Raw genomic sequence first — 20,288 nt, forward strand, 5'->3', positions numbered from 1 at the left:
CTTGAGAATTTATCTCAAATGCAATCAAGACGTATAAAGGATCTTATCGATGCCGCGCTTCCCTGCATTGCCGACTCTGGCTCTGGCCATCATGCTGCCGATGGACAACGTTCTGGCCAACGAAACGCCGCAGAGCCTGCGCACGGCAAGCTACAGCATCGCCGCGCAACCACTGGCTTCGGCACTGGCCCAGTTTGCCCGACAGAACAACCTGCAACTGAGTTTCGATGCTGCCCTGGCCCAAGGCAAGATGGCCCCGGCGATCAGCGGGCAACTCAGTGAGCGCGAAGCCTTGGCCCGGTTGCTCAAGGAATCGGGCTTGAGCTGGTCACTGACCGACGATCGCATACTGTTGCTGTTCCCCCAGCCTGCCAGCGGCTCGCTTGATCTGGCGCCCTCTCTCATTACTTCCAGCACATTCACAGAACAGGCCGACGGCCCGGTGCAGGGCTATCGGGCCACCCGCAGCGCGACCGGCAGCAAGACCGACACCGCCCTGCGCGATATTGCGCAGTCGATCCAGGTCGTGTCGCGCAAGGTGATGGAGGATCAACAAGCCAATAAACTCGCCGATGCCCTGACCAATGTCAGCAGTGTGCAACGCGGCAACTCACATGGCGGCTCGTCCGAAAGCTTTGTGATCCGCGGCTTCAAAGCTACCAGCTATGCGGTGGACGGGATGTTGATCAACCCGCTGGCATCGCGACCCGAAGCCTTGCGGGACCTGGCCAATGTCGAGCGCGCCGAAGTACTCAAGGGACCGGCGTCAGTGCTCTATGGCCGAGGCAATCCCGGTGGCCTGATCAATCTGGTCACCCGCAAGCCTGAGTTCACGCCCGAAGCGCAGGTCAAACTCCAGGCAGGTTCCTACGATTTCTACCGCCTTGAAGCCAATGCCAGTGGCCCGCTGGACGAAGCCAGGACCCTTGCCGGGCGCATGACAGTCGCCACGCAGACCGAGCGAGGCTTTCGTGACACGTTCCGTGACAGCAAACGCACCTACCTTGCTCCGACCCTGCGCTGGGAGCCCACCGAAACCACGCGGGTCGATGGCGGCATGGAATATATCGACCAGACCAGCCCGTTCGACCGCGGCCTGATCCCGGTCAACGGCAAGATCAACATGAGTGCCGACCGCTATCTGGGCGAACCCTGGGCACGTGACAAGGCCAACAAGTTTGCGCTCTGGTACCGCGCCGAGCATGACGTCAATGACTGGCTGACCCTGCGCCAGATGACCCGCTGGGATCAGTCGCACAAGGACCGTTACGTCGTCGACCTGCGAACCCTCGGTTCGGATGGCCGCACCCTTGCCCGTCGCGCCACTGACGGAGAAGAACGCATCAAGACCCTGGACATGCAATTCGAAGCCATTGCCCGGTTCGCCACAGGCGGCCTGAACCATACAGTGCTTGCCGGTTTTGAATACATCGACGGCAAGCGCCGCAGCCGCAGTGATCGCGCCACGCTGACCTCCATCGATATTTTCAATCCGGTCTACGGCGCTACACCCGGTCCTTTTGCATTCAATGAAAAGGCCAGTTTCGACCTGACCGCCTACAGCTTTTACCTGCAGGACCAGATCGACCTGAGTGAACAGTGGAAGCTGATCCTCGGCGCCCGCTACGATGAGACGCAGCAGAAGAACAGCACTATCAGTGCCGATAACACTCCTCCTACCGACATTGATCCCAACAAAGTCTCGCCACGTATCGGCCTGGTTTACCAGCCAACCAACTGGCTTGCGCTCTACGCCAGTTACAGCACCTCATTCACACCGCAGAGCGACATCCAGCGCAACAGCAAGCCTCTGGACCCGGAGGAAGGCGTTCAGTATGAAGTCGGAGCAAAATTCGATCTGATCCCGGATCGCCTGAGCGCCACCTTGTCCGCCTTCGAGATCACCCGCCAGAACGTTGCCGCGACAGATCCCGAAGACGATAACTATTCGGTACAGACCGGCGAGCAACGTGTGCGCGGTGTCGAACTGGACGTCAGCGGTACACCGCTGGAAGGCTGGGAGATCATCGGCAATATCAGCGCGCTGAACGCTGAAGTGACCAAGGACACCACCATCCAGGTCGGCAACAAGCTTGAAGGCGTGCCGACCCTGAGTGGTTCGCTGTGGTCCAGTTACCAGTTGCAGGAAGGTGCGCTGAGAGGATTGGGCTTCGGTGCCGGAGTGGTTGCCGTCGGCGAGCGCGAGGGCAATATCGACAACACCTATGACGTGGGCGGCTATGCCCGGATCGACGCCAGCCTGTTTTACGACATCGATGAGAACATCCGGGTATCGCTCAATGGCCGCAACCTGACCGACCGCAAGTACATCGAAACCGTTGCCAGTACCGATGGTAACTATGCTGGAGCACCGGCATCGGTGGTCGCGACCTTGAGTGCCAGGTTCTAGGGCGACATATCTCTGCATTTAGTGAATGAGTTCGTTCCTACAGATTAATGCCGATCAGTTAAGGTCAATGAATCACTTTGTGGGAGGCAGCTTGCTGGCGACTTCAGCGTACGACGCAGAATATCTGCCAGTTTCAGGCCTTTTTCGCCAGCAAGCTGCCTCCCACAAGTGTTGTTTGTGCCTTAACTGATCTGCATTACTCCCAGGTACGGATGCATTCGCGAGATTCAGTTCCACCCTCCGCCCATCACCTTATACAAGGTAACTCTGTTGCTTTGCTCGGCCAGTCGCAAACTGATCAAATCCTGTTGGGCGCTATACAGCGACCGCTGTGCGGTCAGTGCTTCGAGGTAGCTCTGCGAACCGCCACGATAGAGAGCATCGGCCAGCTCGAAGCTTTTGCGACTGGCATCGGTCAAGGCCTGCTGCGCCGCAAGCCGCTCATCCAGCGTGCTGCGAACCGCCAAAGCATCGGCCACTTCCCTGAAGGCACTCTGAATGGTCTGCTTATAGGTCTGGACCTGAATTTCACGCTCGACCCTGGCGGCATCCAGCGTTGCGCGGTTGGCGCCGGCATCGAAGATCGGCACGCTGATGCTCGGGGCAAAAGTCCAGGCACCGCTACCGGCCTTGAACAGGCTGGAGAGGCTTGAACTGGCAGAACCGGCATTGGCCGTCAGACTGATTGTCGGGAAGAATGCCGCACGTGCTGCACCGATATCGATACTGGCCGACTTGAGGCTGTGTTCGGCAGCCAGCACATCAGGCCGACGCTGCAACAGGCTGGATGGCAACTCATCCGGCACCTGAACCAGTTGCGCAGCCGATTGCAGATCAGTGCCCGGCAGCATGTCATCAGGAATATCACTCCCCACCAGCAAGCGCAGCGCGTTCTGATCTTGAAGAATCTGGCTGGCATAGACCGCCACATCACCCCGCGCCGACTCCACCGTGGTCTGGGCCTGCGCCAAAGACAGACCGGAAGACCCGCCCAACGCATGACTGCGTTGAGTCAGTTCATAAGTCTGCTGCTGGCTGGCAAGCGTTTCCCGAGCCAGTTGCAAGAGCTGGTTATCCGCCGCCAGAGTCAGCCAGGCTGTCGCCACTTCGGCCACCAGGCTGATCTGGGTACTGCGCCGGGTTTCGGTCAGCGCCAGATAATCCTCCAGCGCTTCGTCCTGAAGATTCTGTATCCGTCCGAAAACATCCAGCTCATAACTGGTCATGCCCACCTGTGCGCTGTATTCATGACTGGTCGTGGCTGTGCCGCTGCTGGACATGGCACCCGGCGTACGGCTTTGGGTACCGCTGACGCCAGCACTGAGGGTCGGCAGGCTCGCCGCCCGCTGGATACGGTACTGAGCCTGAGCCTTTTCGATGTTCAGGCTGGCCAGACGCAGATCGCGGTTATTGGCCAGGGCCAATGCCTGCAACTTCACCAGACGGCTATCGGTGAAGAATGTCTGCCACTCGACAGAAGCGGCCGTCGTGCCTGAATCGGCAGCTTTCAGCGGCAACCATTGCTCGGCGACCGGGGCCTCGGGGCGCTGATACTCGGGTGCCAGATTGATACAACCGCCGAGCAGCGCCAGAGCGGCTGGCAAAAGCCAATGCAACTTGATCATGCGTCACCTGCGGAGACTGTTTGAGTGGAGGTCGAGGCCCAAGAACGGCTGGCAAAACTCCGACGAACCAGAACGAAGAACAGCGGCACGAAGAAGATTCCCAATACGGTGGCGCTGAGCATGCCGCCCAATACGCCCGTCCCGATGGCCTGACGCCCCGCAGAACCTGCACCGGAACTCAACGCCAGTGGCAATACGCCAAACATGAACGCCAGGGAAGTCATCAGAATCGGCCTGAGACGTTGACGCGCCGCAATCAGAATCGCGTCCTGCAGGCTCTTGCCATGCTCCTGAAGGTGCTTGGCGAATTCGACGATCAGAATGGCGTTCTTGGCCGCCAGCCCAACCGTCGTCAGCAATCCCACCTGAAAGTACACGTCATTGCTCAAACCACTGAAGCGGGTCGCCAGCACTGCACCGACCACACCCAGCGGCACGACCAGCATTACCGAGAAAGGTACAGACCAGCTTTCATACAACGCCGCCAGACAAAGGAACACGAACAGCACCGAAATCCCGTAGAGCAGCGGAGCCTGAGAGCCGGACAGTCGCAACTGATAAGACTGGCCGGTCCACTCATAGCCGATGCCTTTAGGCAATTGCTTGATGATCGCCTCAACAGCCGCCATGGCATCGCCGGAACTCACGCCTGGCGCAGGATCACCCACCACTTCCAGCGACGAATTGCCGTTGTAGCGTTCCAGCAAGGGCGAACCGTAGCTCCAGGCGCTACTGGCGAAAGAAGAAAACGGCACCATTTCATCGTTGCTGTTGCGCACGTACCAATGATCCAGATCCGCCGCCTGCATACGGGATGAGGCTTCGCCCTGAACGTAGACTTTCTTGACCCGCCCTTGATTGAGGAAGTCATTGACGTAAGTGCCGCCCAGTGCGGTAGACAGGGTGGAATTGATATCGCTGGTACTCAGGCCCAAGGCTCCTGCCTTGCGATCATCGATGCTGACTTTCAACTGAGGCGTGTCATCCAGGCCGTTACTGCGTACGCCCAATAACCGAGGATCCTTCCTGGCCAGTTCGATGAACTGCTCACGAGCCGCGACCAGCGCCTCATGCCCCAGCCCGCCAAGGTCCTTGAGTTGTAAATCGAACCCCGAACTTTGCCCCAGGCCCCGAACCGCCGGGGGCTGCATGACGAATACAGACGCATCGCCAATGCTCGACAACGCAAGAGTCGCCCGCTGGGCTATGGAGGCCGCATCCTGCCCTTTCCCAAGACGCTGGCTCCAGTCCCTGAGTTTGATAAAGGACCTGCCGGTGTTCTGGCTATTGCCGCCCATACCCATCCCCGTGATGGTGATCAGGGACTCGACTTCCGGCTGTTCAAGCATGTAACTCTCGTATTGCCTCATCACCGCCTGGGTACGGCTGTCGGTAGCGCCCACCGGCAACTGGACCTGAGCCATGAGCATGCCTTGGTCTTCATCCGGCAGAAACGAGGTAGGCAGGCTGGCATAACCGGCGGCCATGGCCAGCAATATCAGTGCATACACCAACAGACTGCGACGCCCACGCTTCAGCATGCCGCCCACAAGATGCTGGTAATCGTCGGCACCGCGCTCGAAGGTCCGGTTGAACCAGCCAAAGAAACCGCCACGCGGGGTATGGCCCTGAGCATCGGACGGCTTGAGCAAAGTGGCGCACAAGGCTGGCGTCAGGGTCATGGCCACCAGCACGGAGAGCAACATGGCAGAAACGATGGTCACCGAAAACTGCCGGTAGATGATCCCCGTGGAGCCGCCAAAAAACGCCATGGGTATGAAAACAGCGCTCAACACCAGAGCGATACCGATCAAAGCACTGGTGATTTCATTCATGGACTGCCGGGTAGCCTCAAGGGCAGACAGCTTCTGCTCACCCATGACCCGCTCGACGTTCTCCACCACCACAATGGCATCGTCCACCAGCAAACCGATGGCCAGCACCATGGCAAACATGGTCAGGGTGTTGATCGAGTAACCGAACATCGCCAGTACGCCAAAAGTCCCCAGCAGTACCACCGGCACCGTGATTGCCGGAATCAGCGTGGCTCGCAGGTTCTGCAGAAACAGGAACATGATGAGCACCACCAGAACGATGGCCTCGCCCAGGGATTTGACGACCTCCTCGATGGACAGGCTCACGAAAGGCGTGGTGTCGTAGACAATCACGTTTTTCAACTGCATTTGCGTGGGGTAGAACGGCTCCAGCTCCTTGAGCTTGGCCTTCACGGCTTCCCCGACGCTCAAGGCATTGGCACCGGCCGCCAGTTGCACGCCCATGGCCGCAGCCGGCTTGCCGTTGAGCGCTGAGGTCACGTCATAACTTTCGCTGCCCAACTCGACCCGCGCCACATCGCCCAGCAACACCACGGCCCCGTCGCTGGAAGACTTGACCACCACATTGCGAAACTCTTCAGGCGTCTGCAGTTTGCTACGAGCGGTGATAGTGGCGTTCAACTGCTGACCTGCCACGGCGGGCAAGGCACCCAACTGTCCGGCGGAAACCTCAGTATTCTGTGCCTCCAGAGCGCTGCTGATATCGGAGGGCATCAAGGCATATTTTTCCAGTTTGCCCGGATCCAGCCAGATCCGCATGGCATAACCCGACCCCATGGTCTGAACATCGCCCACACCATCGACACGGCTGATCTGGTCGAGCAAGGTGCTGGAGATGTAATCGCCGATCTGGGTGCCGGTAACGCTTTCGTTATCGGAGGCCAGGGCTGCAATCATCAGAAAGTCCGAGCCGCCCTTGGTCACCGTCAGGCCTTCGCTCTGCACCGACTGAGGCAATCGCGATTCGGCCTGTTGCAGTTTGTTCTGCACCTGCATCTGTGCCACATCCGGGTCAGTACCAGCGGCGAAAGTCAGGTTGATACTGGCGCTGCCCGCCGAGCTGCTGGAGGCCGACATGTAGGTCAGGTTATCCAGCCCTTTCATCTGCTGCTCGATAACCTGAGTCACCGAGTCTTCAACCGTCTTGGCTGATGCGCCGGTGTAAGTGGCCGAGATTCGCACGGTCGGCGGGGCGATGTCCGGGTATTGCTCCAGCGGCAACTGGCTGATGGATAAAGCGCCGCCGAGCATGATGCAGATGGCGATGACCCAGGCAAAGATCGGCCTGTCGATAAAGAAGCGCGCCATGTTCAGCCCTCCTTCGCAACAGTGGCGAGCGACACTTGCTTGCTGGTAGCCACTACTTCGGCACCAACCCGCACCTTCTGCCCGCCTTCGACAATCACCTGATCACCCGCCGTCAGGCCGGAGGTCACCCACCATTGATTGCCCACCGCCCGGTCAATCGTCAGCACTCGCTGCTCGACCTTGCCATTGACCACTACCAGCACGGTAGTCACGCCACTGGCGCTACGACTCACGGCCTGCTGCGGAACCAGAATCGCCTTGTTGTCCCGAGCCTGTTCAAGCACGGCCCGCACATACATGCCAGGCAACAACAGTCGATCTGGATTGGCGAACCGGGCACGCAGGGTCACAGTGCCGGTTCCTTCATTGACGCTGACGCCACTGAACTGCAAACGACCTTCCCCGGGATAAATGCTGCCATCTTCAAGCTTGAGGCTGATGTTCACTGCGCCATCGCTGTTGGCTTGCAGCACGCCGCTGGCCAGATCGCGCTTGAGACGCAGCAACTCCGTGGTGGATTGCGTGACATCGACATAGATCGGGTCCAGTTGCTGCACAGTCGTCAACGCCGCGTCCTGATTGGCCACGACCAAAGCGCCGGGTGTCACGGTGGATGTTTCGATGCGCCCGCTGATCGGCGAAGTGATACGGGTGTAGGCAAGATTGATACGCGCGGTTTCTACACCGGCCTGCGCAACCTGCAACTCGGCCTCAGCGCTGAGCAGGCTGGCCTGAGCATCTTCGTTATCCTGCTGGCTGATGGCATCGATCCTTGCCAACTGGACATTACGCTTGGCCGTGGCCTGCGCCGACTTAAGGGTCGCACGGGCTTTGGCCAATGTTGCCTGGGCTTCAGCCAGCGCCGCTCTGTAGGTAGCGCCATCAAGCTGGTACAGAGCCTCCCCGGCCTTGACTTCAGCGCCTTCGGTAAACAGTCGTTGCTGCACGATACCGCCAACCTGCGGCCTGATCTCTGCCACCATGAAGGCCTGCGTACGCCCGGCCAGTTCGCTGGTCAGCACCTGACTCTGTGGTTGAACGCTGATCACTGAAACCTTGGGCAATACCGCGACAGGCGCAGGCGCCTGCGGCGAACAACCGCTCAACAGGCTTAAAAGAGCGACATAAAGAACGAATGTGGCAGTCACCAGATATTTGGCGAAGATTTTGATCGACATAAATGCCTCTACAAGACGTTGTGGCTTGGGCCTGTCGCCATGTTGTGAGGCAAATGTGCAGGAAAATTGAAGATTGCCCTCGCCGCTTGAATCTTCGCCGCCAGCGGGCCTAAATGAGCGGCCTCTTCATCGACATAAATGTGCAAACCCCATGAAATTGAGTATCTCCACCAAACTCTTCATTGCGGTCCTGACCGGCGTGCTGTTTGTCATCCTGAGCATGGGTCTGACTGCGAACTGGAGCTTTGGTCGTGGCTTTCTGGGCTATCTCAATGAACAGGGCATGCAGCGGATGACGCCGATCCTGCCAAAGCTTGCTGCCGCTTATGCCCACGAAGGTAACTGGGAGTTTCTGCGCCACAACAGGGATCGCTGGTTTGAAATCATGCGTCCCGACCATGATGAAGAAGAACGCATGACCACCGCCCCCAGGACCATGCAGACTTCAGACCTGACAGGCGCAGTGCTTCGTCTGGCGTTGCTGGATGAGCACAAGCGCCAGGTGATGGGATATTCGGGCTTGAATGACGATGACTATATGCGCCCCATCGAAGTGGATGGCAAAACCGTCGGCTGGCTGGCCATCACACCTTTCCAGAGCGTCAGTGAAGCCGGTGGCGAACGCTTTCAGCAATACCAGCTGCGCGCCAGCCTGGGCATGGGCGTGCTGTCACTGGTGCTAGCCATGCTGATTGCCTGGTGGATCGCCCGAACCCTGCTTGACCCGGTCAAGCGCGTGGCGGCGGCTACGCATCGACTGGCCGCTGGCGAGTACAGCAGCCGGGTGGTTGTGTCCTCCAACGACGAAGTCGGGCAACTGGCCCGCGACTTCAACCAGTTGGCCTACACCCTGGAGCGCAACGAACGCATGCGCCGGGATTTCATGGCCGACGTTTCCCACGAGCTGCGCACGCCGCTGTCGGTACTGCGCGGAGAGCTGGAAGCTATCGAAGACGGTGTACGCACCCTCGATCAGGCATCCATGAAGTCATTGCAGGGCGAGGTCGGCATGCTCAGCAAACTGGTGGATGATCTTTACGAACTGTCACTGGCCGATGTAGGTGCCCTGACCTATCGCAAGACCGATTGCGAACTCAATGAACTGCTGGAAAGCAGCGCCGCCATGTTCCATGAGCGTTGCGCAGCCCGGAAGCTGAGCCTGGAACTGGAGCTTCCCGCACAGCCACTACCCTTGCAGGCCGACGCCAAACGCTTGCAACAACTGTTCAACAACCTGCTGGAAAACGCTGTGCGCTATACCGACGAAGGCGGCGTCCTGCGAATTCAGGCGGCCATTGAGGGAGATGAACTGCGGATCGACTTTCTCGACTCAGGCCCCGGTATCGAGGCCGAACAACTGCCGCGTCTGTTCGAGCGCTTCTACCGTGGCGAGGCTTCACGCAACCGGGCCAGTGGCGGCGCAGGTCTCGGGCTGGCCATCTGTCACAGTATCGCGCTGGCACACGGCGGCAGCCTGACGGCAGATCACTCACCCCTGGGCGGTCTCTGGCTGACCCTTCGCCTGCCACGGAGTATCTGACCCATGGCCAATGACGCGCCAATCCTCATCGTCGAAGATGAACCCAAACTGTCTGCACTGATGCGCGATTACCTGAACGCAGCAGGTTATCCGACCCAATGCCTGGCCAATGGTCTTGAAGTGGTGCCAGCGGTACGCACCTGTGAACCGAGGCTGATTCTGCTGGACCTGATGCTACCGGGTCGCGATGGCTTGCAAGTGTGCCAGGAACTGCGCAGCTTCAGCACAGTGCCGATTGTCATGATCACGGCCAGGGTCGAGGAAGTGGATCGCCTGCTCGGTCTGGACCTGGGGGCCGACGATTACATCTGCAAACCGTTCAGCCCGCGTGAAATGGTGGCCAGGGTCAAGGCCATCCTGCGCCGTAGCCCACAGCTTGCGTTGCTGGAGGCTCAGCCAAGGTTGCTGATCGATGAGGAACTGTATCGCGCCTCGTTCGATGGCGTGGCGCTGGACCTGACTCCGGTTGAGCTGCGCCTGCTCAATACCCTCGCCCGCTCGCCAGGCCGCGTGTTCTCCCGTGACCAACTCCTGGACAAGCTTTATTCGGATCATCGCGTGGTCACCGACCGCACCGTAGACAGCCATATCCGCAACCTGCGGCGCAAACTTGCGCAGGCCTGCCCGCAGGAAGATCCCATCCAGTCGCTCTATGGCGTGGGCTACAAGCTGGAACTTTGACTCGCGCAGGGTCTGTCGCTGGTATGATCCGCTTTTCGCTCTGCACCGCTGAAATCGTTTAAGGACCCTTCATGGCCAGCCATCCGCAACGTGTCGCCATTGTCATCCCGGCAAGATACGCCTCCACCCGCCTTCCCGGTAAACCGCTTGCCGACATCGCAGGCAAACCCATGGTGCAGCATGTGTATGAGCGCGCTCTGGAAGCCGCCATTGCCGATACGGTAGTGATTGCCACCGACGATCAGCGTGTGGCCGATGCGGCGCGCAGCTTTGGCGCGGCGTGTGTGATGACATCCCCCGACCATCCTTCGGGCACTGATCGCCTGGCCGAAGTCATGAGTCAGGTCGAAGCCGATATCTATGTCAACCTGCAAGGCGATGAGCCACTTGTCAGGCCTGCGGATATCGCCACGCTGGTGACCGGCATGCTCGCTGATCAGTCCGTGCAGGTCGGTACGCTCTGCCATCCGATAGACTCGGCCGAAGCAGGCAACCCCAATACCGTCAAAGTGGTCCTGGCCGCCAACGGCAATGCGCTGTATTTCAGCCGCTCGCCGATTCCCTACCCCCGCGAGGCTGAAACGGCCACTTACCTCAAGCATGTCGGGGTCTACGCCTATCGCCGCGAGGTGCTGGCCAGCTACTCCGGCTTGTCTCAGCCAATGATCGAGCATGCCGAAAAACTGGAGCAACTGCGCCTGCTGACTGCCGGTTACTGCATTCGTGCCTGGGTGGTCGAGCCCACCGGGCCTGGCGTCGATACCCCAGAATGCCTGGAAAAAGTCCGCGCCCTGATCGAGGGCCGCTCACTGCCAAGCCTGCCCGCACTGGCCGATATTCGACTGGTGATCACCGATGTCGACGGCGTGCTGACCGATGGCGGCATTTTCTATGACGCAACCGGCGAATGCCTGAAACGCTTCCACGTTCGCGATGGCATGGGCATGCGCATGCTGGAAGAAAACGGCGTGCGAGTGGCGGTCTTGTCAGGACGTGACTCGGCGACATTGCGCAAGCGCGTGGCGGACCTGGGCGTAGAGCTGTGCCAGTTCGGCATCAAGGATAAAAAGGCCGCTTGTGAGCAGTTGATGGCCGCCGCCGGAGTGACCGCCCGTCAAACAGCCTGTATCGGTGATGATTCCATCGACCTCCCGGCCTTTGCCGCTTGCGGTCTGTCGTTCGCCGTCGCCGATGCGCCGGTCTATGTGCAGCAGCAAGCCACGCATGTGCTGCAACGCGCGGGTGGCACCGGGGCATTCCGGGAGGTTTCCGATTCTATTCTGATCGCCCAGGGCAAGGCTGACGTCTTGGGTTCAGCAACCGGTTATGCATCGGTAATGGCCAGGATGGCCCAGTAAAACCGGAGGCTCCCGACGCCAAAAGGCTCGGGAGCCTTTACCCCCGCATCACCATTTCCCCTTCTGCATGGAACAACTCCCGCACATCGACCACTCAGGTTCAAACGAACCTTAGACTGCGGGAGAGAATTCATGGGCATTCAGTCCGCCAGGGCTTTCAAATACGTACAAGAGTTTTCATGCATTGCCGAGCGCTGCGAAGACAACTGCTGCAAGGGTAACTGGCGCATTGCAGTCAGCAATCGCAGCCACGAGCTGTACAGCCGGGAGTTTCCCGAGCTCTTGAATCTGATCGTCAAGGACGATTCGGGCTACCAGATGGACAAGGCCGGTGGCCAGTGCGGCGCGCTGCAAGGCGGACGTTGCCAGATCCATGCCCAGCAGGGTGAAGAAGTTCTCACCGATACCTGTGCCAACTACCCTCGCATGTATCGCCGCATCAATAACTCGTTGGTGAAGTCCGCAACCATGAGCTGCCCCGAAGTTGCCCGTATCGGGCTGTTTGGCGAATCGCCGTTCAAGATCGAAGAAGGTCCCCAGGACGACCATCATCTCTACGCCGCCGCCAATCAGGAATTCCCGGGTATCGATCAGGCCCAGTGGCGTTCGGTGGTGGAGTCTCTGCTGCAAATCACCCTGTCGAAGAAACTGCCGGTTGGTCAGGTATTGCTGCGTCTGTACGACATTTCTGCGCAACTGTCGGAACTGCCTCACGCCCGCTGGATCGAGGAAATCCCGCTGCTGGCCGACAACACCAGCAAGCTTGCGGAGGATGGCAGCGAGCCGATCCTTGCCGATCCATTGCTGATCGTGCTGATCAACGTCCTGAATGCACCGGGTGCGCCCTCCTCCTTGCGCCAACAGCTACTCACCTCTTCGCTCATTGTGCCCGGCGAAACGCCTGCACAGGCGCAGTGGACGCTACGGGCCGAGTATCGGAACCTGTACACCGAAAAGCTGCAGCACAGCCTTGATCTGATCCTGAAGCGTTTCATTGCTGCCGAGATGACCCGCACCGGCTTCCCGTTCATCTCCAACACCAGCGCCGGACAGGATTACGGCTTGAACCTGACCGAGTGGGCAACCACCCTGGCCATCCGCACCCTGACCCTGCGTAATCTGCTGATTGCTCATTGTGATGTGAACAACCAACTGGCGCCGGACAAGCAACAGATCGTGGATCTGGTCTACCGGTTCTGCCGGGCTGCCAGCCATAACGCAGTGACTGCCGCCGAGCGCACCTTGCGCAATGCGATCACCGAAAAAGGCCTGGCGTACCTGAACACTCTGATCAGGCAGGTGGATGCCTGACGGTATCCGCCACATCCCTTCCTGAGCCCTGTCCTGAACAGGGCTCAGGCAGCAGAGAATGCCGTACAGAGCGTTTCATAGATCCAGATCAATAAACCCTGCTGGCAAGGCGATTACCGTTCGCGACTTTTTGCGACCGACACCGCCATGACACCCTTTACCCCGGAATTGCTCGCCCCCGCCGGCACCCTGAAAAACATGCGCTATGCGTTTGCCTATGGCGCCGATGCAGTCTATGCCGGCCAGCCGCGCTACAGCTTGCGGGTGCGCAACAACGAATTCGATCACGCCAACCTGGAACTCGGCATTCGCGAGGCTCAGGCTCAAGGCAAGCGCTTCTACGTCGTGGTGAACATCGCGCCGCACAACGCCAAGCTCAAGACCTTCCTCAAAGACCTTGAACCCGTAATCGCCATGGCTCCCGACGCGCTGATCATGTCCGACCCCGGCCTGATCATGCTGGTGCGCAAACACTTCCCGCAGATGCCGATTCACCTGTCGGTGCAAGCCAACACCGTGAACTGGGCCAGTGTCGAGTTCTGGCAACAACAAGGCCTGAGCCGGATCATCCTGTCTCGCGAACTGTCCCTGGAAGAAATCGACGAAATACGCCAGCAGGTTCCCGCCATGGAACTGGAAGTGTTCGTCCACGGCGCGCTGTGCATGGCCTACTCCGGCCGCTGCCTGCTGTCGGGCTACATCAACAAGCGTGACGCCAACCAGGGCAGTTGCACCAACGCCTGCCGCTGGAAATATTCCGCGCAAGAAGCCACGGAGAACCAGCTTGGCGACATCGTGCAAACCTGTGAACCCGAGCCGACCCTGGGCGCAGGCGCGCCGACCGATCAGGTGTTCCTGTTGCAGGAAGCCAATCGCCCGGAAGAACTGATGCCCGCCTTCGAGGACGAACACGGCACCTACATCATGAACTCCAAGGACCTGCGCGCCGTACAGCATGTCGAGCGCCTGACCCGCATGGGCGTGCATTCATTGAAAATCGAAGGCCGGACCAAATCCCACTTCTATTGCGCCCGCACTACACAGGTCTACCGCCGGGCAATCGACGACGCTGTAGCCGGCCGCGAATTCGACCGCAGCCTGATGACCGATCTGGAATCCCTGGCCCAACGCGGCTACACCGAAGGCTTCCTGCGCCGTCATGTCCACGACGAATACCAGAACTACCAGAACGGCAGCTCGGTTTCGGAGCAACAACAGTTCGTCGGCGAACTGACCGGCGAACGCCGCGACGGACTGGCCGAAGTACGGGTCAAGAACCGCTTCAGCCTCGGCGACCATATGGAATTGATGACGCCCAAAGGCAACGTCCACTTTGACCTGCATCAGTTACAGAGTGCCAAGGGCGAGACAATCGAAGTGGCTCCGGGGGACGGGCATACGGTATATCTGCCGATTCCTGAGGATGTGGATTTGCGGTTTGGGTTGTTGATGCGGGATGTGAGATTCACCAACAGGTAGGATTGCGGACCAGGGAGCAGGAGCGAATTTATTCGCGAGGCGGCATTTCAAACGACTCATCTCTGTCGGATGTCATACCGCTTTCGCGGATAAATCCGCTCCCACCGTCCCCTGTTTGCTGCGCGACAGTGCAGCGCCTGAGTTACAGGGTTTTCATGTACTCGATCAATGCATAGCGCTCGTCATCGTTGAAAGAGGATGCACCATAGTCATGACCTGCCTTGGAGTTCCCCGGTAAGGAAGTATCGAAAGTGAACGGGGCACCAGGCCCATTGGCATCGATAAAACCGACAGCCTTCGGATCGAACACAATCGAGCCCGCCTTGAAGCTCGAAGGACGTGCGTCGGGAGGCAGCAGCAGATCATACAGCGTGCGTACCGAGCCGTTGTGCAGGTAAGGCGCTGTTGCCCAGATGCCCGTCAATGGGCGCGCCTTGTAGGCAAGAGTCGGATAGTCCTGGATATCGAGTGCATAGCAGGCCTGGAGTCGCTTGTTCTTTTCGGTCGAGGCAAAGCTCAAAAAGGAGAAAACGCTCTTGCGTTCGGTTCGTGGCGGTTGCGACTGGACGTTCAGGTAATCCTTCATCGCCAGCTCAAGAAGGTCTTTCTTCTGGTTCAGTAATATTTCCCGTGCCGTTACGCCCAACTGTGTGACCAAAGTCGTCTGATCTGTGACAACACCTTTGAACGTGTTGAGAAGCGCGCCCTTGAGCTTGCCAGGATCACTGATGAACTGGACGGCATTACAAGCCATCCAGGGGTCGGTATTGATGCTTTGAAGGCTTTCGGGCCTCGTACTGATAGGCGTCATCTGAGCGACGATCTTGCTTTTCAGATCATCGCGTGACAACGGTAAATGGCAGCTTGAGCAATTATTGTCGAACAGCTTGGCACCCTGCTCCACCTTCACAGGATCGATAGCTCCGAGTTTTTCAGGCCATTTCGGTGGTTTCAGGCGCTGCAACGTGCGTTCGAGCTGATCAAGGTTATCGATGCGCACGCTTGAAACAAAGCCCTTGAAAAGCGAATTGGAGCGAAAGGCCACATCACCGAAGACCCCCACGACTTCCGAGGCGTTGCGCGCAAGAGCGCCAACATCCAGGCCATCCGGGCCCAGCCGCTTGTTTGGAGCGACACCGTTCCATTGCACTTTATCGTGCTGGGAAGTGTTCCACAGAAACGGATAGCTGACTGGAGCATCCGAGGGGTTGGGCGTTGGGTTTGGCGCCCCATTGAGCTGCGCCACACGGTTGAGAATATGCCCCACGGCATCAACTCGGCCCGGGCCATACACCAGATCCGTCTTATAGAGCGATGCGCTTTTCTCAAGGAAAAGATTCAACTCATTCAGTGAACTGGACAGAAGCTGACGATTACCTTCGGAGTCGTCACCTGCAAGGACCTTTGTCGCAAAGCGATCAAATTTTTCATCATCACTCTGGGTGTCGATCAGAGCATCGCGGAAGGCATCAACAAACCTCTGGAAATCGGCATTGGTAGGGCCGCCCTGAACTTCCCAGGTATGGCCACCGTAGGAAACATTGGCCGTGTGACAGGCCGCGCAGTTCATTCCCACCCAAGGTTCCTTGTCAGACTGGTTGTTCTTCCAGCGCAGGCGAGAAAACGTCAGGGACTTGTCACTGCCTTGATCGACCACAAACCCCAAGGGCAACCGATAACTCTTGTAGTCAAACTCCAGAGTGCGCGGTGTATAACCATACCTTTCGATATTCGCGTCGGACATGAAAGGCACTTTCGAGCCTTTTATTTCCAAGGCCATCATCCAGCTCAGAGGAACCAGACGTGACCCTTGAGAAGTGTCCTGCCAGACTGCGAGATCTTTCGCACTCCAGTTCTGATCCAGACTGTACTCATCTGCCAGTACCACTGCCGATGTCAGGCTTCCAACCCCAATACTTACCGCTGCCAACACAGACTTCACTGTCATTTTCTCGATCCTTGTGGCTGTCTCCAGGAACCGCAATCAGCGGGCGTATAGCCCGAACCCTCGATTGGGCTACCCCCTGATTGGGAGTGTAGATATTTTTCAAGCAAATGATGGCATTTTGTTACACCTCACAAAACCGAGGCATTTCTCCTCCCCCAAATCCCCCTCTACTGCCTCAGCAGGCAGGCACCGAGCACATTTTGATGTCGTTTATAATCAAAACTCACGCTGATCGAGTCCGGCGCAATCAAGCCGGTGATAGATCGCTCCTTCCCGTTCGAGTCAACAGCAGATGCTCTTGGCTATGTGGAACAGGGGCGTTCCAAAGGCAAGGTGGTCATTAAAGTCAGGCACATACGAAAAACCTGCCGCCTCCCAGTCGTACCAATCGGGGGTGAAGCGGAGTTTACGGGTGCAAATGAGCATTTCGATCGGGCTCGCGCACGAGCCTGTTTTTAACGCGGCATCACCGAGCGCAGATACATTTCGTACAAAGCCTGATCCTGACCAGGCATCCATCATGAACATGACTAATGTTTTATTGAAATCAATTCGTTTTTGTTCATGTCGCCACCGTTCTTAAAATACGTGCAACTTTTCACGGCAGGCAGAGTAACGGCTGCCGGGTTAAAAAAGAATGTTAGCCAACCCTGAAAGGTAAAGCAGTAAATTCAGGTCGGGCTTAAAGGAGAGGTATCAGATCAAGATGAACAAAGAACTCACATTTGCTATCAAGAGCATTGGTTTTGATGAGCATTACTTACCCTCAGACAATACGCGCATCACGACCAACTTTGCCAATCTGGCCAGGGGCGAAAATCGCCAGGAGAATTTGCGCAACACCTTGAAGATGATTGACAATCGCTTCAATGCCCTGGCGCATTGGGACAATCCTGAAGGTGATCGTTACACGGTCGAACTGGACATTATCTCCGCGGAGATGAATATTGACGCTGAAGGCGGTGACCATGCCATCCCGTTGATTGAGGTTTTGAAAACAACGATTGTTGATCGAAAAACCAATGAGCGTATCAATGGGGTCGTGGGGAATAACTTTTCCTCTTACGTACGCGACTATGACTTCAGTGTGCGGTTGCTAGAGCACAACAAGAACCAGTCCGGATTCAGTACGCCAGAAGATTTCGGAGATCTGCACGGAAAGTTGTTCAAATGCCTCATCAATTCAAATGCCTATAAAGAGCATTTTGACAAGCCACCTGTTATCTGCCTGAGCGTATCGAGCGCCAGGACCTACCACAGGACCGAGAATCAGCATCCTGTCCTGGGAGTTGAGTACCAGCAGGATGAATACTCTTTGACGGATGAGTATTTCAAGAAAATGGGGCTGAAGGTTCGCTATTTCATGCCGCCGAACAGCGCTGCGCCTTTGGCTTTTTATTTTTCAGGCGATGTGCTGGGTGATTACACCAGCCTTGAACTCATTGGCATCATTAGCACAATGGATACTTTCCAGAAGATTTACCGGCCTGAGATTTATAATGCGAACTCGGTGGCAGGAAAATCCTATAAGCCGAGTTTGAAAAACCAGGACTATTCATTGACTCGAATTGTGTATGACCGCGAGGAACGTAGCCGGCTGGCTATTGAACAAGGAAAGTTTGCCGAAGAAAACTTCATCAAACCCTACCAGGCCGTTCTTGAGCAGTGGTCCGCCCGTTGCGCTCTTTGATTAATTAAAAACAAGGCCATCTTCATGAAAAAATTGTTACCCACTTCGACTGCAGGCAGCTTGCCTAAACCCTCCTGGCTTGCGCAACCTGAAACCCTTTGGTCACCCTGGAAATTGCAAGACGAAGAATTGATTGAAGGCAAGCAAGACGCGCTGTGTTTGTCGCTGCAAGAACAACAATTGGCCGGAATCGATATCGTCAGTGACGGTGAACAAACTCGCCAGCATTTCGTGACTACGTTTATTGAACACCTCGACGGCGTTGATTTCGAACAGCGCGAGACTGTCAGAATTCGTGACCGCTATGATGCGAGCGTGCCAACGGTTGTGGGTGCTGTTGCTCGACGAAAGCCCGTTTTTGTCGAAGACGCCAGATTTCTACGCCAGCAAACCAGGCAGCCAATCAAGTGGGCCCTGCCAGGCCCAATGACAATGATTGATACCCTTTACGATGCTCATTACAAAAGCCGTGAAAAACTGGCTTGGGAGTTTGCCAGGATTCTCAATCAGGAGGCCAAAGAGCTGGAGGCTGCCGGGGTCGACATCATTCAATTCGATGAGCCTGCATTTAACGTTTTTTTTGATGAGGTGAATGACTGGGGCGTTGCCACCCTGGAACGGGCGGTTGAAGGACTCAAATGCGAAACCGCTGTGCATATTTGCTACGGCTACGGCATCAAAGCGAATACCGACTGGAAGAAGACCCTGGGCTCGGAGTGGCGACAGTACGAAGAAGCCTTTCCCAAACTGCAAAAGTCCAGTATCGATATCATCTCGCTGGAGTGTCACAACTCTCACGTCCCCATGGATCTGATTGAACTCATTCGGGGCAAGAAAGTGATGGTAGGAGCCATTGACGTGGCAAGCCATACCATTGAGACGCCCGAGGAAGTCGCCAATACCCTGAGAAAAGCACTCCAGTTCGTCGATGCCGACAAACTCTATCCATGCACCAACTGCGGCATGGCGCCTTTGCCACGTCGAGTCGCGAGCGGAAAGCTGCGCGCGTTGAGTGCGGGTGCAGAAATCGTCCGCAGAGAACTCTCGAACGAACGCTAAGCAACCTTCGGAAATGGCGCAGGTAAATTGAACAGGCGATCAGGTCGCTTTTGATCAATGGCCGCTTTCACAGGCTGAAGTCAGCCAGATTATCCGGCTGCTTCAGGCGTCCCCATCAACAATATCAACCCACTATCTTCTCAGGACCTGCCATGTCGCCTTCTGATACTGCTATCGAGCCATTGAGCTTTCGTGAAGCGCTCGGATACTACGCATCTGGTATTACCGTGATTACATCCCACATTGCCGGGGAACCGATTGGCTTCACGTGCCAGTCTTTCTATAGCGTGTCGATGAGCCCGCCACTGGTATCGTTCAGCGTCATGAGCAGCTCGGCCAGCTATCCCGGAATTCGCCAGGCAGGTCGGTTTGCAGTCAATATCCTCTCGGGTGAGCAGGCCAATATTTCCAACCAGTTCGCTCGGCGAGGTACGGACAAATGGCATGGCGTCGAATGGGAGGAGTCTCCGCTGGGTAACCCGATCATTGTCGGCAATCTGCACTGGCTTGATTGCGAAATACATGCCGAGCACGCCGCTGGTGATCACCTGATCGTGATTGGTGAAGTAAAAGCCTTAAACCTGCAACAAGCGACTGCTGCTACGCAGCCATTGCTCTACTTCAAAGGACAATATCGCAATCTCGCCGCGCATAGCGGAGTTTGAACGGTTACCTCCCAGTCCAATCAGCTGAGAGCCATACTATATGCAGGGCAAAAAACCTAAAACCCGGCCTGCCCAAAACCTCCATACCAACCCACAAAAAATGCACAAAAAGCATTTAAAAACAAAATATAATTCACTTGTTTTATAATTAGCTTAGATCAAAAAAGAATTTCCCACCCCAATTCCATGCGATTACCTTCT

13 protein-coding genes and 1 pseudogene are annotated in these 20,288 nt (G+C 57.1%); 10 read left to right on the forward strand and 4 right to left on the reverse strand.

Going from position 1 to position 20,288, the window contains the following annotated elements:
- The first annotated feature begins 49 nt into the window (after window positions 1–49).
- Entirely contained in the window at window positions 50–2,410 is a 2,361-nt protein-coding gene (locus Q6A51_RS21100) for a TonB-dependent siderophore receptor (protein WP_304575658.1), read from the forward strand.
- A 227-nt stretch (window positions 2,411–2,637) separates the two neighbouring features.
- On the opposite strand, the gene Q6A51_RS21105 is transcribed toward Q6A51_RS21100, so the two are convergent.
- The 3 genes from Q6A51_RS21105 to Q6A51_RS21115 are packed head-to-tail and all read right to left on the reverse strand — an operon-like array spanning window position 2,638 to window position 8,356.
- On the reverse strand, window positions 2,638–4,035 hold the full coding sequence (locus tag Q6A51_RS21105) for an efflux transporter outer membrane subunit (protein ID WP_304575659.1): 1,398 nt from the start codon (window positions 4,033–4,035) through the stop codon (window positions 2,638–2,640).
- Window positions 4,032–7,178: an efflux RND transporter permease subunit gene (locus Q6A51_RS21110; protein ID WP_304575660.1), complete on the reverse strand. Its 3,147-nt coding sequence runs from the start codon at window positions 7,176–7,178 to the stop codon at window positions 4,032–4,034. The genes Q6A51_RS21105 and Q6A51_RS21110 overlap by 4 nt, the downstream gene beginning before the upstream one ends.
- A gap of 2 nt (window positions 7,179–7,180) precedes the next feature.
- Window positions 7,181–8,356, reverse strand: a complete 1,176-nt coding sequence (locus Q6A51_RS21115; protein ID WP_201020265.1) for an efflux RND transporter periplasmic adaptor subunit — start codon at window positions 8,354–8,356, stop codon at window positions 7,181–7,183.
- Window positions 8,357–8,507: 151 nt separating this feature from the next.
- Here Q6A51_RS21115 and baeS point away from each other — a divergent pair, with 151 nt between their 5' ends.
- The 5 genes from baeS to trhP all read left to right on the forward strand — a co-directional run bounded on the left by baeS (window position 8,508) and on the right by trhP (window position 14,725).
- Window positions 8,508–9,896: a sensor histidine kinase efflux regulator BaeS gene (gene baeS / locus Q6A51_RS21120; protein ID WP_304575661.1), complete on the forward strand. Its 1,389-nt coding sequence runs from the start codon at window positions 8,508–8,510 to the stop codon at window positions 9,894–9,896.
- Window positions 9,897–9,899: 3 nt separating this feature from the next.
- Window positions 9,900–10,577 carry a response regulator gene (locus Q6A51_RS21125; RefSeq protein ID WP_201020267.1) on the forward strand — a complete coding sequence of 226 codons (678 nt, stop codon included), beginning with the start codon at window positions 9,900–9,902 and terminating at the stop codon, window positions 10,575–10,577.
- Between the two features lie 71 nt (window positions 10,578–10,648).
- A complete protein-coding gene (gene kdsB, locus Q6A51_RS21130; RefSeq protein ID WP_201020268.1) occupies window positions 10,649–11,935 on the forward strand; it encodes a 3-deoxy-manno-octulosonate cytidylyltransferase in 1,287 nt (428 codons plus the stop codon).
- 132 nt (window positions 11,936–12,067) lie between these two features.
- Window positions 12,068–13,246 (forward strand): flagellin lysine-N-methylase, encoded by a 1,179-nt coding sequence (fliB, locus tag Q6A51_RS21135; protein ID WP_201020269.1) that lies wholly within the window; start codon window positions 12,068–12,070, stop codon window positions 13,244–13,246.
- A gap of 147 nt (window positions 13,247–13,393) precedes the next feature.
- Window positions 13,394–14,725 (forward strand): prephenate-dependent tRNA uridine(34) hydroxylase TrhP, encoded by a 1,332-nt coding sequence (gene trhP, locus Q6A51_RS21140; RefSeq protein WP_304575662.1) that lies wholly within the window; start codon window positions 13,394–13,396, stop codon window positions 14,723–14,725.
- Window positions 14,726–14,867: 142 nt separating this feature from the next.
- Here trhP and Q6A51_RS21145 read toward each other — a convergent pair whose 3' ends face one another.
- Entirely contained in the window at window positions 14,868–16,673 is a 1,806-nt protein-coding gene (locus Q6A51_RS21145) for a di-heme-cytochrome C peroxidase (RefSeq protein ID WP_304575663.1), read from the reverse strand.
- A 225-nt stretch (window positions 16,674–16,898) separates the two neighbouring features.
- On the opposite strand from Q6A51_RS21145, the pseudogene Q6A51_RS21150 reads away from it, so the two are divergent.
- The 4 genes and pseudogenes from Q6A51_RS21150 to Q6A51_RS21165 all read left to right on the forward strand — a co-directional run.
- Window positions 16,899–17,024: pseudogene (locus Q6A51_RS21150) on the forward strand (zinc-binding dehydrogenase); the annotation flags it as partial.
- Between the two features lie 355 nt (window positions 17,025–17,379).
- A complete protein-coding gene (locus Q6A51_RS21155) occupies window positions 17,380–18,363 on the forward strand; it encodes a DUF1852 domain-containing protein (RefSeq protein WP_304575664.1) in 984 nt (327 codons plus the stop codon).
- 24 nt (window positions 18,364–18,387) lie between these two features.
- Window positions 18,388–19,422, forward strand: coding sequence for a methionine synthase (locus Q6A51_RS21160; RefSeq protein WP_304575665.1), 1,035 nt, complete (start codon window positions 18,388–18,390; stop codon window positions 19,420–19,422).
- Between the two features lie 152 nt (window positions 19,423–19,574).
- The gene (locus Q6A51_RS21165) at window positions 19,575–20,087 is read left to right on the forward strand and encodes a flavin reductase family protein (RefSeq protein WP_201020275.1); all 513 of its coding nucleotides are present in this window, start codon (window positions 19,575–19,577) and stop codon (window positions 20,085–20,087) included.
- Window positions 20,088–20,288: the final 201 nt, after the last annotated feature.

The organism is Pseudomonas serbiensis (assembly GCF_030580745.1).
Classification (GTDB): domain Bacteria; phylum Pseudomonadota; class Gammaproteobacteria; order Pseudomonadales; family Pseudomonadaceae; genus Aquipseudomonas; species Aquipseudomonas serbiensis.